The organism is Brachybacterium sp. AG952 (assembly GCF_004362645.1).
GTDB classification, from domain to species: Bacteria; Actinomycetota; Actinomycetes; order Actinomycetales; family Dermabacteraceae; genus Brachybacterium; species Brachybacterium conglomeratum.
Genome location: NZ_SNXV01000001.1, coordinates 1044984 through 1060513, shown reverse-complemented (window position 1 = coordinate 1060513; position 15530 = coordinate 1044984). Strand labels below are relative to the sequence as shown.

At 74.3% G+C, this 15530-nt stretch carries 12 protein-coding genes; 2 read left to right on the top strand and 10 right to left on the bottom strand.

Going from position 1 to position 15530, the window contains the following annotated elements; genetic code table 11:
• The 6 genes from tsaB to glmS all read right to left on the bottom strand — a co-directional run bounded on the left by tsaB (position 1) and on the right by glmS (position 6582).
• The gene (gene tsaB / locus DEU31_RS04695) at positions 1-759 is read right to left on the bottom strand and encodes a tRNA (adenosine(37)-N6)-threonylcarbamoyltransferase complex dimerization subunit type 1 TsaB (RefSeq protein WP_133676052.1); all 759 of its coding nucleotides are present in this window, start codon (positions 757-759) and stop codon (positions 1-3) included.
• On the bottom strand, positions 759-1397 hold the full coding sequence (gene tsaE, locus DEU31_RS04690; protein ID WP_243733714.1) for a tRNA (adenosine(37)-N6)-threonylcarbamoyltransferase complex ATPase subunit type 1 TsaE: 639 nt from the start codon (positions 1395-1397) through the stop codon (positions 759-761). The genes tsaB and tsaE overlap by 1 nt, the downstream gene beginning before the upstream one ends.
• Complete coding sequence (gene alr, locus DEU31_RS04685) at positions 1394-2566, bottom strand: alanine racemase (protein ID WP_133676050.1); 1173 nt, start codon at positions 2564-2566, stop codon at positions 1394-1396. Before alr ends, tsaE begins: the two co-directional genes overlap by 4 nt.
• Positions 2563-4110, bottom strand: a complete 1548-nt coding sequence (locus DEU31_RS04680) for an NAD(P)H-hydrate dehydratase (RefSeq protein ID WP_133676048.1) — start codon at positions 4108-4110, stop codon at positions 2563-2565. Before DEU31_RS04680 ends, alr begins: the two co-directional genes overlap by 4 nt.
• Positions 4110-4565, bottom strand: a complete 456-nt coding sequence (locus DEU31_RS04675) for a holo-ACP synthase (protein ID WP_010550270.1) — start codon at positions 4563-4565, stop codon at positions 4110-4112. Before DEU31_RS04675 ends, DEU31_RS04680 begins: the two co-directional genes overlap by 1 nt.
• Before the next feature lie 148 nt (positions 4566-4713).
• A complete protein-coding gene (glmS, locus tag DEU31_RS04670; protein ID WP_029360368.1) occupies positions 4714-6582 on the bottom strand; it encodes a glutamine--fructose-6-phosphate transaminase (isomerizing) in 1869 nt (622 codons plus the stop codon).
• 305 nt (positions 6583-6887) lie between these two features.
• Here glmS and coaA point away from each other — a divergent pair, with 305 nt between their 5' ends.
• Positions 6888-7844, top strand: a complete 957-nt coding sequence (gene coaA, locus DEU31_RS04665; RefSeq protein ID WP_133676046.1) for a type I pantothenate kinase — start codon at positions 6888-6890, stop codon at positions 7842-7844.
• A gap of 133 nt (positions 7845-7977) precedes the next feature.
• On the opposite strand, the gene glmM is transcribed toward coaA, so the two are convergent.
• Positions 7978-9324 carry a phosphoglucosamine mutase gene (gene glmM / locus DEU31_RS04660; protein ID WP_133676044.1) on the bottom strand — a complete coding sequence of 449 codons (1347 nt, stop codon included), beginning with the start codon at positions 9322-9324 and terminating at the stop codon, positions 7978-7980.
• A gap of 165 nt (positions 9325-9489) precedes the next feature.
• Here glmM and DEU31_RS04655 point away from each other — a divergent pair, with 165 nt between their 5' ends.
• Positions 9490-12801 (top strand): DEAD/DEAH box helicase, encoded by a 3312-nt coding sequence (locus DEU31_RS04655; RefSeq protein WP_133676042.1) that lies wholly within the window; start codon positions 9490-9492, stop codon positions 12799-12801.
• Between the two features lie 50 nt (positions 12802-12851).
• Here the strand turns inward: DEU31_RS04655 and DEU31_RS04650 are convergent, their stop codons facing one another.
• The 3 genes from DEU31_RS04650 to rpsI form a co-directional block, all read right to left on the bottom strand.
• Positions 12852-14114: a CoA transferase gene (locus DEU31_RS04650; protein WP_010550275.1), complete on the bottom strand. Its 1263-nt coding sequence runs from the start codon at positions 14112-14114 to the stop codon at positions 12852-12854.
• 32 nt (positions 14115-14146) lie between these two features.
• Positions 14147-14614, bottom strand: a complete 468-nt coding sequence (gene cynS, locus DEU31_RS04645) for a cyanase (RefSeq protein WP_010550276.1) — start codon at positions 14612-14614, stop codon at positions 14147-14149.
• 405 nt (positions 14615-15019) lie between these two features.
• A complete protein-coding gene (rpsI, locus tag DEU31_RS04640) occupies positions 15020-15520 on the bottom strand; it encodes a 30S ribosomal protein S9 (protein ID WP_010550277.1) in 501 nt (166 codons plus the stop codon).
• Positions 15521-15530: the final 10 nt, after the last annotated feature.

Genomic DNA, 15530 nt, shown 5'->3' with positions numbered 1-15530 from the left:
TCAGCGGCCGAGCGCGCTCTTGCGCGCGGTGGGCTTCGCGGCGTCGGGCTCGCGCAGGTACATCGGCTCGGTGCTGGTGAGGTCCTCGCCGCGGGCGGCGAGGGCGGAGGCGGCCAGCAGCAGGTGCCCGGCGTCGACGTGCTCGAGCTCGACGGTCGCGGGCAGCAGCTCGGGGTAGAGCGCGGTGCCGGAGCCGACGAGCAGGTCGCAGGCGGTCAGCGCGGTGGCGACCTCGGCGGGGGCGTCCACGGCCGGCTCCGCGATGCGGAGGATCTCGCCGTCCGCCTCGCGGCGGTAGCGGGCGTGGTAGACCTCGCGCCGGCGCGCATCGAGCGCCACGCCGACGGTGACGGGGCCGCGCTCGGCGGGCACGGCGGCGAGGGCCTTGTGGGCGAGGGCGTCGAGGGAGCTCAGCCCGTGCAGGGGCACGCCGAGCACGGAGGCGATCGAGCGGGCGGAGACGAGCCCCACGCGCAGGCCGGTGAAGGGGCCCGGGCCGCGGCCGACGACCACGCCGGTCAGCTCGCCGCGGGTGACGCCTGCGGCCTGCAGGGTCTCCTCCACCAGGGCGAGCAGCACCTCGTCGTGGTGGCGGGAGCGCGTGTCGGAGCGGACGGCGAGGATATCGAGGCCGGTGTGCGCGGACGCGGCATCGCTCTGCGCGGGAGCGGCCCCCGCGGACGAGGCGGGGCCTGCGGCCAGCTCTCCGCGGGCGACGGCGACGCTCACCGCGCCCGAGGTGTCGATTCCCAGCAGCATCAGCGCTCTCCCTCGGTGGTGTCGGAGGTTGGATCGGCATCGGCGGACTCCGCGGTGCCGTCAGGCCCTGCCACCTCGGCGAGCGCCGCCTCGAGCGCGGCGATCGCGGCGCCGTCCCAGCGGGGCCCGCGCGGGGTGAGCCGCAGCGTGCGGGGCTCGTCCGGGTCCAGCGGGTCGTCGACCCGGTCGGGCCGCTCGAGCTCGACCAGCAGCACGGAGTCCGCGAGATGCTCGACCCGGTCCCTGCCCCATTCCACGACGGTCACGGCGCGGTCGAGGTCGGCCTCGAGGTCGAGATCGTCGATCTCGCCCTCGCCGCCGAGGCGGTAGGCGTCCACGTGCACGAGGTCGGGGCCGCCCGTGAGGCTCGGGTGGACCCGCTCGATCACGAAGGTGGGCGAGGCGACGGGGCCGCGCACGCCGAGGCCGGCGCCGAGTCCCTGGGTGAAGGTGGTCTTGCCGGCGCCGAGCGGTCCGTCCAGGATCAGCAGGTCGCCGGGACGCAGCGCCCCGGAGAGCGCCTGGGCGAGGGCGCGGGTGCCGTCCGCGTCGCGGGTGCGCAGCACGACGGCGCCGTCGGACTCCCCCGCCGCACCGTCCGCGCTCCCGGCCGCGCCGCTCCCCTGGGCCTCGCTCATGCGCGCACCTCCCGGGTGACGCGTCCGGAGACGGAGGTCAGCACCTCGTAGGGGATGGTCTCCGCGGCGCGGGCCCAGTGGTCCGCGGTCGGGGCGGAGGGGGCGTCGGGCTCTCCGCCCGCGTCGCCGAACAGGACCACCTCGTCGCCGGCGCGAGCGGCGGTCTCGGGGCCGAGGTCCACGACGATCTGGTCCATGCTGATCCGGCCCACCTGGGGGACGCGGCGGTCCCCGCTCTGGGTGCGCACGAGCACGTCGATGCTGTCCGAGGCGGTGCGGTGGAGGCCATCTGCGTAGCCGATCGGCACCAGGCCCAGGGTCGTGGCGCGGCTGGTGCGGTGGATCCGGCCGTAGCCGACGCTGTGCCCCTCGGACACCTCCTTGACCAGCGCGAGCCGGCTGGAGAGGGTCATCGCGGGGCGCAGCGGGACGTCGGCCGGGACCGGCGGATAGCCGTACAGCGCGATGCCGGGACGCACGATGTCGCGGTGCAGGTCGGGGCGGGTGAGGGTCGCGGCGGAGTTTGCGATGTGCTGCAGCGGGATCGGTCCGACCTCGTCCTCGAGCGCCTCGCAGGCCGAGTCGAACAGCTCCGCCTGCTGGTCGGTGGCGGGGCCCTCGGGATCCTCCGCGCTGGTCAGGTGGGTCCAGGCGGCTGTGAGCTGGAGGAAGTCGTCGTCGCGGATCGCGGCGCCCATCTCCCGGACCTGCCAGGGCAGGACGCCGTTCCGGCCCATGCCGGTGTCGATCTTGAGGTGGACGCGGGCGCGGCGGTCGGCCTCGCGGGCGGCCTCGGTGACGAGCTGGAGCATCTCCGGGGAGCCGACGGCCACGTCGACGCCGGAGCGCAGCACCTCGGGCAGCACGATCCGCGCGGTGTGCGGCTCGTACAGCCAGGTGAGGATCTGGGCGTCGAGGTCCGCGCGGGACAGCGCCAGGGCGCTCGCGGGGTGGGCGACGCCGAGCCAGGTCGCACCGCCCTCGATCGCGGCACGGGCGGCGGTGAGCATCCCGTGCCCGTAGCCGTCGGCCTTCACGACCGCCATCAGCGCCGTCTGCTCCTCGAGGAGGGTCCCCAGCGCCCGCGTGTTCTGCGTGATCGCGGAGGGGTCGATCACCGCCCGGTTGGGCACGTGCCGTGGGTCCTCGGCAGGGATCGGGATGGTCATCGGGCTCCTCGGTTCAGGTCCTGGGCGTCCGCCAGGATAGTCCCGATGGCCTCCGGCAGAGAGTCCGCGACGTCGAGGGCGACCAGGGGGTGCAGTCCGTCACGCGAGGCGAGGCGCCCGGCGCGGCCGTGGAGCAGCGCCGCGAGCGCGGCGGCGTCGGGGCCGGGCAGGCCCGCGGCGAGGAGGGCCCCGAGCACCCCGGCGAGGACGTCCCCGGTGCCGGCGGTCGCGAGCTGGGGCGTGGCGTCGTCCTGGGAGCGCAGCGGCCCGCCGTCGCCGGGGGCGACAAGAGTGATCGCGCCCTTGAGAAGCACGGTCGCGCCGGTCGCCGCGGCGAGCGCCCGGGCGAGCTCGGGCGCGGGCAGGTCGGGGTCGATGTCGAGGCGGCGGGCGAGGCGCTCGGCCTCGCCGCGGTGCGGGGTGAGCACCACGTCGGGGCAGAGACGGGTGCCGGGGTCGATCGCCCCGAGCGCGCCCGCGTCGAGGACGCCGCGGCGCGGCGCCTCCGCCGGGACGTCCATCTGCCCGGCCAGCAGCGCGACGCCCCTGCGCACGCGGGGGTCGTCGCCCGGCAGGCCGGGGCCGATCACGACGGCATGGGTGCGGGCGAGGGTCTCGTCGTCCAGCACCCGGCCGCCGGCGCGACCGGGGCCGACGGGATGGCCGACGGTCTCGGGCCGGGCCCGCAGCACCAGGTCGAGCACGGCCTGCGGGGCGAGGCAGCGGACCATCCCCGCGCCGGTCCGGGCGGCGCCGGAGACGGCGAGGACGGCCGCGCCCGGGTACTGCTCGCTGCCGACGGCGAGCGCGACCACGCCACGGCTGTACTTGGTGGAGTCGCGGCCCGGGCGCGGGAGCAGGGCGCGCACGTCGGCGTCCTCGAGCCGTTCGACGGCTGCCCGGGCCGGGAGGTGCTCCTCGAGGCCGAGGTCCACCAGGTGCACGGTCCCGGCGAGCTCGGCCCCGCCCGGCAGCAGCAGCCCCGCCTTCACCGCGCCGAAGGTGACGGTCTCCCGCGCCGGGAGCGCCTCGGGCGCCGCCTGGCCGGTGGTGGCGTCCACGAAGCTGGGAAGGTCGGCGGCGAGGACCGGCACGCCGCTGTCCCGCACCGCCGTGAGCAGGGGCACGAGCGCGGCGGGGACCTCGGGGCGGCCGCCGATGCCGAGGATCGCGTCGATCACCAGGTCGGCGCCGCTGAGGAGGTAAGCGAGGCGCTCTTCGTCGAGGCTCGCGAGGGGGTGGAGGGTCCCGCCCGCCGCCTCCAGCGCGGCGGCCCCCTCCTCGTGGCGGCGCGGGGCGGTGGTGATCGCATCGGCGTCCAGGGAGTGCTCGCGACGCAGGATCGCGGCGGCGTGCAGGCCGTCGCCGCCGTTGGAGCCCGCCCCGGCCAGGACCAGCACCTGCGGGGCGAAGGGCGCCGAGCGCAGGTGGTGCACGGCGCGCTCGGCCAGCGTCGTGGCGGCGCGGAGCATGAGCGGCTCCCCCGCCTCGAGCAGGGGTCGCTCGGCCTCGCGGACCGCCTCGGCGCCGTGGGCCCGCAGCATCACAGGCTCCTCGGGGCGGAGGCGCGCTCGGCGACGACGATCGCGGTCGCGATCGCGCCGTCGTGCGAGAGGGAGAGATGCAGGTGCTCGACGTCCTGTCGCTCGGCGGCGGCGAGGGTCGCGCCCCGCAGACGCAGGTGCGGGCGTCGGCCGGCGGCGCGCTCGACGGTCACGTCCTGCCAGGAGAAGTCGCCGGGCGCGCCGAGGGCCTTGCCCACCGCTTCCTTCGCGGCGACCCGGGCTGCGCGCGAGGCCGGCGAGAGCTCCCGCTCCCCCGGGGTCAGGAGGCGGTCCAGCAGGGCGGGGGTGCGGGAGATCATCGCGTCCAGGCGCGGGATGTCCACGACGTCCACGCCGACGCCGACGATCGTCCCGTCCTCCCGCGGCGCGAACGCCCGGCCACCGAAGGTCTCGTCGGGGCCGGGCGTCGGGGTCGCGGTGGGAAAGGTGCTCACAGGGGCAGTATCACACCACCGGCCGCCTCGCGGGGCGAGGCGGCCGGTGGTCGACGGCGCGAGATTCCGTCGGGCGAGGTGCTCCTGCGGGGCGAGGAAGTCCGTCGGGCGCGCTCACCCGACGGGGCAGCTCATCCCACGTGGCGGGTCACTCGACGGTGACGGACTTCGCGAGGTTGCGGGGCTGGTCCACGTCCAGGCCCTTCGCCGTCGCGAGCTCGCAGGAGAAGATCTGCAGCGGGATCACGGTCAGCAGCGCCGCGAAGAGGGTGCGGGTGGCGGGCACGCGGATCACCTCGTCGGCGTAGGGCAGCACCGCGTCGTCGCCCTCCTCGGCGATCACCAGGGTGCGGGCGCCGCGGGCGCGCACCTCCTGGATGTTCGAGACCACCTTGGAGTGCAGGGAGTGGCGGCCGCGCGGGGAGGGCACGATGACGAACACCGGCTGCCCCTCCTCGACCAGGGCGATCGGGCCGTGCTTGAGCTCGCCGGCGGCGAAGCCCTCGGCGTGGATGTAGGCGATCTCCTTGAGCTTGAGCGCGCCCTCCATCGCCGTCGGGTAGCCGACGTGACGGCCCAGGAACAGCACGCTGGTGACGTCCTTCATGTCCTTCGCGAGCTGCTCGACCTGCGCGGAGCTGTCCAGGACCTGCTGGATCTGGGCGGGGATCTGCTCGAGGTCCTCCATCAGCGCCGCGATCTCGTCGGGGAAGAGGTTGCCGCGCACCTGGGCGAGGAACAGGCCCAGCAGGTAGCTGGCGACGATCTGGCCGAGGTACGCCTTGGTGGAGGCGACCGCGATCTCGGGGCCGACGTGCAGGTACAGCGCCGCATCGGACTCGCGCGGGATGGTGGAGCCGCGGGTGTTGCACAGCGCGATCACCTTCGCGCCCTGCTCGCGGGCGTGGCGCACCGCCATCAGGGTGTCCATCGTCTCGCCGGACTGGGAGATCGCGACGACCAGGGTCTTCTCGGTGACGACCGGGTCGCGGTAGCGGAACTCGTGGGCGAGCTCGACCTCGGTGGGGATGCGGCACCAGTGCTCGATCGCGTACTTCGCGACGGCGCCGGCGTTCGCGGCGGTGCCGCAGGCGATCACGACGATCTTGTCGATGCTGCGCAGCACCGAGGGGTCGATCTCCATGTCGTCGAGCTGGAGGGTGCCGTTCTCGAGGCGGCCGCGGAGGGTGTCGGCGACGGCATCGGCCTGCTCGTGGATCTCCTTGGCCATGAAGGAGTCGTAGCCGCCCTTCTGCGCGGCCGCGGCGTCCCACTCGATGGTGTAGCGCTTGGCATCGGTGACCTCGTTGCCGTCGAAGTCGACGATCGCGACCGAGTCGGCGGAGACGGTGACGACCTGGTCCTGGCCGATCTCGAGCGCCTCCTTGGTGGAGTCGACGAAGGCGGCGACGTCGGAGCCGAGGAAGTTCTCGCCCTCGCCGAGGCCGACGACCAGCGGGGAGTTGCGGCGGGCGGCGACGACGACGTCCGGCGCGTCGCGGTGGACGGCCAGGAGCGTGAAGGCGCCCTCGAGGTTCGCGGCGGTGCGGCGCATCGCCTCGGTGAGGTCTCCGGCGGCCTCCATCTCGCGGGCGACCAGGTGCGCGGCGGCCTCGGAGTCGGTCTCGGAGGAGAAGGTGAAGCCGTCGGCCTCGAGCTCGGCGCGCAGCGCGGCGAAGTTCTCGATGATGCCGTTGTGGACCAGGGCGAGCTCGCCCTCGCGGCCGCCGAGGTGGGGGTGGGCGTTGCCGTCCGTGGGGCCGCCGTGGGTGGCCCAGCGAGTGTGCGCGATGGCGACGTGCCCGCTGGACTCCGAGGAGCCCTCGAGCGCCTCGCGGAGGTTCGCGAGCTTGCCGGCGCGCTTGGTCACGCGCACGGCGCCGTCGTCCAGGACGGCGACGCCCGCGGAGTCGTAGCCGCGGTACTCGAGGCGGGCGAGGCCCTGGAGGGCCACGTCCACGGGACGGGAGGAGGGTGCTGCGGCCCGGGGGCCTGCGTATCCGACGATTCCACACATGCCGCTCACCGTAGCTTTCCGCGTCCCGCACGACGCCGCGCACGCCGGATCCGAGCGAGTCGTTCCTCACCTCGCGGCCACTCGCCGCGCAGGCGTGGCCGAGCGTGCACGGGACCGATCAGAAATGCGCAGACGGGCACGGGCGAGCTGGTCGCCCCGCCGCGTCCCCCGCTTGCGGTCGTGCCGTCGGCCCCGCCCGGGCAGAGCGCCGGGCCGTGCCGTGGCGGGAGCCAGGAGCGGCTCCGCCCGGTGGGTCGACGCACCGCTGCACGGCGCGGCGCCGGAATGCTGGAAGAATCTCCCGCATGAAGGCAGCATCGGCGCACGCCACGGTCACCCCGTTCGAGGAGATCCTCCGAGAGGACTGGGCCCGGCTCTCCCGGCAGACCCCGCTGCCGCTGAACGAGGAGGACGTGGACCGCCTGCGGGGCCTCGGCGACCGGGTGGACCTCTCCGAGGTCGACGCCGTCTACCGCCCCATCTCGCGCCTGCTGAACATCCAGGTCGCCGCCGCGCAGTCGCTGCGACGCGCGCGGGAGGAGTTCCTGGACCAGCGCCAGCAGCGCACCCCGTACATCATCGGCGTGGCCGGCTCGGTGGCCGTGGGCAAGTCGACCACCGCGCGACTGCTGCGCGAGCTCCTGGCCCGCTGGCCCGAGACCCCGCGCGTGCAGCTCGTGACCACCGACGGCTTCCTGTACCCCAACCGCGTGCTCGAGTCGCGCGGGATCATGCAGCGCAAGGGCTTCCCGGAGAGCTACGACCGGCGCCGCCTGCTGCGCTTCGTGGCGGACGTGAAGGCCGGGCAGGAGCGGGTCGAGGCGCCGGTGTACTCCCACCTGACCTACGACATCCTCGAGGACGAGAAGGTCGTGGTGGAGCAGCCGGACGTGCTCATCGTCGAGGGCCTCAACGTGCTCCAGCCGGCCCGGCCCCGCCGCGACGGACGGCTCGGCATGGCCGTCTCGGACTTCTTCGACTTCTCCGTCTACGTCGACGCGCGGGCCGAGGACGTCCAGCGCTGGTACGTGGATCGCTTCCTCGCGCTGCGCCGCACCGCGTTCTCCGACCCGCGCTCCTACTTCCGCCGCTACGCCGACCTCACCGACGAGGAGGCCGCGGCGACCGCGCAGCGGATCTGGGGCTCGATCAACGGCCCGAACCTCGCCGAGAACGTGATCCCCACCCGCGGCCGCGCCGACCTCGTGCTGCGCAAGGACGGCCAGCACCGGGTCCACTCGGTGCTCCTGCGGAAGGTCTGAGCCCCGGGCTCCCCCTCCCCATGCGCGCTCCCGGCCCTCGGGCACGGACACGCCCACCGAGAACACCGAAACCCGGCACCGGGGCCGGAGAACGGTGATCTCGATGGGCGTGCCGCGGGAGACCGGGCCCGGCTCAGAGGCCGACGCGCTCGCGGACCACGACGGCGAGGCGCTCGGCCACGGCGGTGGCCTGCTCGTCGGTGGGGGCCTCGACCATCACGCGCACGACGGGCTCGGTGCCGGAGGGGCGCAGCAGCACCCGGCCGGTCTCCCCGAGCTCCCTCTCCGCCGCCGCGATCGCGTCGCCGACGCCGCGGTCGATGGTGGCCTTGGCCTTGTCGACGTCCTTGACGTTGATCAGCGCCTGCGGCATGCGGGTCATCACGGCCTTGAGCTCGGCGGCGGTGCGACCGGTCTCGGCGATGCGCTGCAGCAGGTGGAGGGCGGTGAGCTCGCCGTCGCCGGTGGTGGCGTGCTCGGCGATGATCACGTGGCCGGACTGCTCGCCGCCGATGGAGAAGCCGCCGAGGTTCATCTCCTCGAGCACGTAGCGGTCGCCGACGGCGGTCTGCCCCAGCACGATCCCGTGCTCCTTCATGGCGAGCTTGAGGCCGAGGTTGCTCATCACCGTGACGACCAGGGTGTCCTCGTGGAGCTTGCCGCGCTCCTTGAGGTCAAGGGCCAGGATCGCCATGATCTGGTCGCCGTCGATGATCTCCCCCGCCGCGTCGACGGCGAGGCAGCGGTCGGCGTCGCCGTCGAAGGCCACGCCGATGTCGGCGCCGTGCTCGCGCACCGCTGCCTGCAGCGGCTCGAGGTGGGTGGAGCCGACGCCGTCGTTGATCAGCCCGCCGTCGGAGCAGTCGCCGATCACGTGCACGGTCGCGCCGGCGCGGCGCAGCGCCTCGGGCCCGGAGATCGCGGCGGCGCCGTTGGCGCAGTCGGCGACGACGGTGAGGCCCTCGAGGGAGCGGTCCAGGGTCGAGGCGAGGTGGGTCACGTACTCCTCGATCGCGCCCTCGTAGCGGGTGATGGTGCCGACGTCGGTGCCCTGCGGGCGCTCCCACTGCTCCCCGAGGCGGGCCTCGATCGCGTCCTCGACCTCGTCGGGCAGCTTCGTGCCGCCGCGGGCGAAGAACTTGATCCCGTTGTCGGGGGCGGGGTTGTGGGAGGCGGAGATCATCACGCCGAGGTCCGCGCCCGTGGACTGCACGAGATAGGCGAGGCCAGGCGTGGGCAGCACCTCGGCGTCGAGCACGTCCACGCCCGCGGAGGCGAGGCCGGCGCTGACCGCGGCGGCGAGGAAGTGCCCCGAGGGACGCGTGTCGCGGGCGACGATCGCGCGGGGACGGGTGCCGCCGAAGGCGCCGAGGGTGCCGAGCACGTGCGCCGCGCCCACGGACAGCTCCACCGCGAGCTCCGCGGTGATGTCGTCGTTGGCGCGTCCGCGCACTCCGTCGGTGCCGAAGAGTCGTGCCACGGGGTTCTCCTAGGAAGTATCGGGGGTGGTGCTGCTCCCGGCGCGGGGTCGACGGAGCCGACGGGCCCGCACGGGCCGGGAGGACGCTGTGAGACTACCCGCTGAGGGTCGTGATTCCGGTGAGATCCCTCGTGCGCGGGGTGCGGCGCGGGTTACGTTGGCGGGATGTCCCCAACGGTCTTGCTCCCTCGACTGCTGCCCTCCGCGATCAGCCACCACGTGGGCGATCGCACGGCGGGCAGGAGCCTCGCCGCCGCGCGCGGCGGGAGCGTGGGCTCGGTGGACTGGGACGAGGCGAGCTCGACCCTGTCCGCCCCGGTCGTGGACGCCGACGGCGCCCGGCACCACGCCGAGGCGGTCCTGACCGAGTACGAGCAGGACGCCGTCTCCCGCCGCTTCCAGACCCCGGGGCCGGGCGGGCTGTGGCGACCTCTCTCCTCGCGCTGCGACTGCCCGGTGGGCGAGGCGTGCCTGCACGTCGGCGCGCTGCTGTACCGGACCAACGACCTCGCGGTCCGCGCCGCGCGGGAGGAGCCTCCCGCGGAGTGGCGCACCGTGCTGCGTCCCCTGCTGAGCTCCCGCGCCTCCTCCGCGCGGTCCGGGACCGTCGCGAAGCCGCTCGCGCTGCGGGTGGATCTCGAGGCGGCCACCTCGGGCACCGGCACCTCCCGCCACCACCGCGAGGTCGCCACGCCCGCGCATCTCGCCGCCGGCGCCGAGCTGTGGCTGGGCCTGCGACCCGTGACCCGCGGGCGCAAGGGCCTGTGGATCAAGGGCGACCTCTCCTGGCGCAGCTTCGAGTTCCGCCTCGCGGGCCGCGAGTACGACCCCGCCCAGGGCGAGGCGCTGACCAGGATCTTCGCGGCCGCCTCGGTGGAGCGCTCCTACACCTCCGGCGCGGTCGACCACCTGTGGCTGAACACCATCACCTCGCCCCTGCTGTGGCAGGCGCTCGCCCATGCGCTGGACGCGGGGGTCGAACTGCTGCCCGGCAGCGGCCTGGCCGCGATCTCCCTCGCGCGCGACGGGGAGGCGGGCCTGGACCTGCGCTCCGAGCAGGACTCCGGCGCCCTCGAGGTCGCCCCGCGCTTCGCGATCGACGGCCTCGAGACGGAGCACGGCCGGCTGCTCGGCGGCGCCGGGGTGCTCGAGGCGCTCCCCGCGGACGAGCAGCTGCTCACCGCCCGCATCGCCCCGCTGCCCGCCGCGGTGCCGCGCGACCTGCGCACCCTCCTGCACCGTCGGGAGCCGCTGCGCGTCCCCGCCGCGGACCGCGAGGCGTTCCTCGACGTCGCCTACCCGAAGCTGCGCGCGCTGAGCCCCATGACCAGCCTCGACGGCAGCGTCGCCCTGCCGGCGGCCCGTCGGCCCGCCCTCCACCTCGAGGCCGCCTACGCCGACGGGGACCGGCTCGCCCTGCGCTGGTCCTGGCGCTACCACGACCCGGACCGGCGCCTGCCGATCGACCAGCGCCAGGGCGCGCACCGTGACACCGCCCACGAGGACGCGGTGATCGCCGAGGCCATGACCCTGTGGCCCCATCAGCCCAGCGACGCCGCCCAGCTCCTCTCCGGCGTGGACACCGCCGAGTTCACCGCCCACGTGCTCGATGCGCTGGACGCCCTGGACCACGTGGAGGTCGAGGTCACCGGCACCCGCCACGCCTACCGCGAGCTCGACGGAGCCCCGCAGGTGCGGATCACCCAGCACGCCTCCCCCGGCAAGAACGACTGGTTCGACCTCGGCTTCGACATCACCGTCGAGGACCGGCAGATCCCCTTCCCGAGCCTGTTCGTGGCGCTCGCCCGCGGACGGGACAAGCTGCTGATGCCGGACAGGACCTACTTCTCCCTGGACCACCCCGCCTTCGACGCGCTGCGCGAGCTGATCCGCGAGGGCGAGGCCCTGGCCGAGTGGGAGCCCGAGGTCCAGCGGATCTCGAAGTACCAGGTCGACATGTGGGACGAGCTCACCGAGATCGCCGACCAGACCGAGGCGAGCGCGGAGTGGACCGCGGTCGTCGACCCGCTGCGCGCCCTCGAGCACCGCCCCGCGCCGCCGCTGCCCCGCGGCCTGCAGGCGGAGCTGCGGCCCTACCAGCGCGAGGGCTTCGCGTGGCTGGCCATGCTCTTCGACCAGGGCCTCGGCGGGGTGCTCGCAGACGACATGGGTCTGGGCAAGACGGTGCAGACCCTCGCCCTGATCGCCCATGCCCGCGAGCAGTCCCCGTCGGCCCCGCCCTTCCTCGTCGTCGCCCCCGCCTCGGTGTTGCCGGTGTGGCGTCGGGAGGCCGAGCGCTTCGCGCCGGGGCTGCACGTGCGGGTGCTCGAGGGCACCTCCGCCTCCCGCGGCGGCGCCGCCGAGGAGGATTTCGAGGGCGTGGACCTGGTGGTGACCAGCTATGCGGTCCTGCGCCTGGACGAGGAGCTCTTCGCCTCGCGCCGCTTCCAGGGCTTCGTGCTGGACGAGGCGCAGTTCGTGAAGAACCGCCGCTCCCGCACCCACCTGGCCGCGAAGCGGGTGCGCGCCGGCATGCGCCTGGCGATCACGGGCACCCCGATGGAGAACTCCCTGGACGACCTGTGGGCGATCCTCGACCTGGTCGCGCCGGGCCTGCTCGGCACCGCGATCGGGTTCCGCAAGCGCTTCACGCTCCCGATCGCGACCGGCGAGGCGCCACAGCGGATGGAGCAGCTGCGCCGTCGGATCCGCCCCTTCCTGCTGCGCCGCACCAAGGAGCTCGTCGCGAAGGAGCTGCCGGAGAAGCACGAGGAGGTGCTCACGGTGACGCTGTCGCCGGAGCACCGCGCGGTCTACGACTCGGTGCTGCAGCGCGAGCGGAAGAAGGTGCTGGGCCTGATCGACACGGACCTGGACCGCTCCCGCTTCATCGTCTTCCGCTCCCTGACCCTGCTGCGGATGCTGGCGCTGGACCCCTCGCTGGTGGATGCGGAGGAGTACGCGGACGTGCCGAGCTCCAAGCTCGAGGCGCTCTTCGACCGGCTCGAGGAGGTCATCGGCGACGGGCACCGGGTGCTGCTGTTCAGCCAGTTCGCGACCTACCTGGACCGGGTCGCCGGGGAGCTCTCGGCGCGCGGGATCGACTTCGCGCACCTGGACGGCTCGACCCGGGACCGCGATGCGGCCGTCAGCGGCTTCCGCGACGGGGACGCGCCGGTGTTCCTGATCTCGTTGAAGGCGGGGGGCTTCGGCCTGACCCTCACCGAGGCGGACTACGTCTTCCTGCTGGACCCGTGGTGGAACCCGGCGGCGGAGAACCAGGCCGTGGACCGCGCTCACCGGATCGGGCAGGACCGCCAGGTGATGGTGTACCGCATGATCGCGGAGGACACGATCGAGGAGAAGGTCCTCGCCCTGCAGCGCCGCAAGGCGGAGCTGTTCGACTCCCTCACCGACGGCGGGGAGGCCTTCCGCTCCGCCGTCACCGCCGAGGACCTGCGCGAGCTGCTGAGCTGACGGGCCGGCGCTGAGCGCCCCGCCGAGCCCGGGCGGGTCTCGCGGTCCGGTCAGTCCCGCCAGACGGGGGCCGCCGCCGCGTATTCGGGCACGTCTCGCTCGATCGTGCGCCCGTCGATCAGCAGCGGCGGCGGCACGGCGATCAGCTCCCGTGCGCCCGAGCGCACGCGGACGGTCGGCACCGGGTGCTCTGCGACGTCGCCGCCGAGGGGCCGGGGCAGTGAGTGCAGCGCCTCCGCGGCGCCGAGCAGGCTCACCCGGATCGTGCGGGCACGTCCTTCGGCGAGGGCCTCGAGCACGGCGGCCGCGAGCAGGTGCCCGGTGGCATGGTCGAGGGCCTGGACGGGCAGCGCACCGGGCCGTTCGGAGGTCCCGCAGGCGACGGCGATGCCCGTCGCGGCCTGCACGATGGAGTCGAAGCCCGCCCGCCTGCCCCAGGGACCGGCCTCGCCCCAGGCCGAGAGCGCACCGATCACGGCCTGGGGCGCGAGGGCGGCGAGGTCCTCGGTGCCGAACCCGTGCCGGTCGAGCGCGCCGGGCCGGTACCCGGTGAGGATCACGTCGGCCCCGGCGGCGAGGGAGAGCGCCCGCTCCCGCTGCACCGCGTCACGCAGATCGAGGAGCGTCGACCGCTTGCCCATGCCCGTCGAGAGATGCTGCTCGCGGATCTCCGGTCGATGGGGCGGATCGACGCGGAGCACGTCGGCGCCGAGGCAGCTGAGGAGCTGCGAGCAGGTGGGGCCGGCGATCACCCTGGTCAGATCCAGCACCCGCACCCCCGCGAGGAGCTCGGGCCGGGGGCGGATAGGCGTCGGCGGCTCCCGGGCGCCGCGATCCTCGACCTCGACCCAGCCGTGCCTGGCGCGGTCGCGCGCCTGGGGGTGCTCCTGCCACTGCGCACGGTCGAGCACACGCACGGCGATCCCACCGGCGGCGGTGACCTCCTGCTCGACCTGCGAGCCAGTCCGTGCGGCGAGAGCACGCTCGAGCCCGGCCCGGTCCCTGATCCCATAGAGCTTCTGCAACGCAGCGGCGTGATGGGGATGGTTACCGTGCAGGCGCACCCATCCGTCGGCGGTGCGGGCGAAGCCGGAGAGCTCCGCCCAGCTCTCCACGGCGTCCCCGTCGACGCGCAGGTGCTCGAGTGCCGCGAAGGAGGCGACGACGAGCGCGGGGCTCGTCGCAGGGCGGAGGTCGAGGTTGCGGGCGCGCGAGAGAGCAGCGGCGGCGGCACGGACCCGCTCCACGACGTCGGCCGCCAGCGTCCCGACGTCGAGGGGACAGGCCCACCAGCGGGCGGAGGAGGTGTCCACGCCCGGGAGGCTACCCTCCGCCCGCCGCCCCGTCAGCCCTCGCCCTCGCTGGCCGCCCAGTCGTAGGGCAGGAACTTCCCGTCGATGGTCAGCACCACCCGATCCCCGCCGGGATGGGCACCGCGGCGCAGATCGATCGAGCAGTTGATCGCGCTCATGATGCCGTCGCCGAACTCCTCGTGGATCAGCGCCTTGAGGGCGGGCCCGTAGACCTGGATCAGCTCCTGGAAGCGGTAGATGGTGGGATCGGTGAGCAGCTCCGGGTCGATCGTGCGATAGGGCTGCCGGATGAGCGCCTCGACCAGGGGCTCGTCGAGGTCCAGCAGCTCGCGCAGCGTCGCGGCGACCGCCGCGGGTGCCGGATGCGCCCCGAGCACCGCCGAGGTCAGCCAGACCACCGGCAGACCTGCGGCTTCGGCGAGCTCCGTCCAGCTCATTCCCTTTGCGCGGCGCCTGGCGTCGATGAGCTCCCCGGCGTCGCGCTTCCCGATCAGGTCCATGTCCCGTCCTCTCGTCGTGGTGGGACGAGACTGCTCGAGCCCCGCGGCCCGGGTCCATATCGGTCCGTCGCTCGAGGTGGACCGTCACGGGCCGATCACGGGACACGGGTGCACGGCACCGCGAACCGGGACGGGGGAGCCGGAGCCCGGCCCGGCAGCCGGTGCCTGGGTTCTCGCGCCGGGATCCGGGAGCGGATGGTCGACCACTGGCTTGTGGCGTTCCGCTGCGGCTATATATCCGCAGCGGAACGCCACACGCCAGCACCTGACCATCGCCCCAGCCCGAGCGCAGGCGCCGCAGGCCGTCCCCGGACAGCGACGATGCCCCCGACCCGGAGGTCGAGGGCATCGTGTGCGCTGTGCGCGATCACGGCGGGACGCTGCCCGCCGGGGATCGGTGCAGGATCAGCGCTTGGAGTACTGCGGCGCCTTGCGGGCCTTCTTGAGGCCTGCCTTCTTGCGCTCGATGATGCGCGCGTCGCGACGGAGGAAGCCGGCCTTCTTGAGGGTCGGGCGGTTGTGCTCCTCGTCGATCTGGTTCAGCGCGCGGGCGACGCCGAGGCGCACGGCCCCGGCCTGGCCGGACGGGCCGCCGCCGTTGAGGCGCACGATCACGTCGAAGCGGCCCTGGAGCTCGAGGACCGTGAACGGGTCGTTGACCTCCTGCTGGTGCAGCTTGTTCGGGAAGTAGTTCTCGAGCGAGCGGCCGTTGATGGTCCACTGGCCGGAGCCGGGGACCAGGCGGACACGGGCGATCGCACGCTTGCGACGGCCGGTGCCGTAGCCGGGCGCGGTGGCCGACTGGCCGGTGCCGACGGCGGCCTCGCCGGTCGACTCGGTGGTGAAGCTCGAGGGGGCCGACTCGTCGGTCACGGCCTCGAGGGACTCGGGGGTGGTCTCAGTCACGGTTCTCCTT

Coding starts and splice junctions, on each gene's coding strand:
- glmS (WP_029360368.1), bottom strand. CDS start 6,582: ATGTGTGGAATCGTCGGATACGCAGGCCCCCGGGCCGCAGCACCCTCC.
- tsaE (WP_243733714.1), bottom strand. CDS start 1,397: ATGAGCGAGGCCCAGGGGAGCGGCGCGGCCGGGAGCGCGGACGGTGCG.
- coaA (WP_133676046.1), top strand. CDS start 6,888: ATGAAGGCAGCATCGGCGCACGCCACGGTCACCCCGTTCGAGGAGATC.
- alr (WP_133676050.1), bottom strand. CDS start 2,566: ATGACCATCCCGATCCCTGCCGAGGACCCACGGCACGTGCCCAACCGG.
- tsaB (WP_133676052.1), bottom strand. CDS start 759: ATGCTGCTGGGAATCGACACCTCGGGCGCGGTGAGCGTCGCCGTCGCC.
- cynS (WP_010550276.1), bottom strand. CDS start 14,614: ATGGACCTGATCGGGAAGCGCGACGCCGGGGAGCTCATCGACGCCAGG.
- DEU31_RS04680 (WP_133676048.1), bottom strand. CDS start 4,110: ATGCTGCGGGCCCACGGCGCCGAGGCGGTCCGCGAGGCCGAGCGACCC.
- DEU31_RS04655 (WP_133676042.1), top strand. CDS start 9,490: ATGTCCCCAACGGTCTTGCTCCCTCGACTGCTGCCCTCCGCGATCAGC.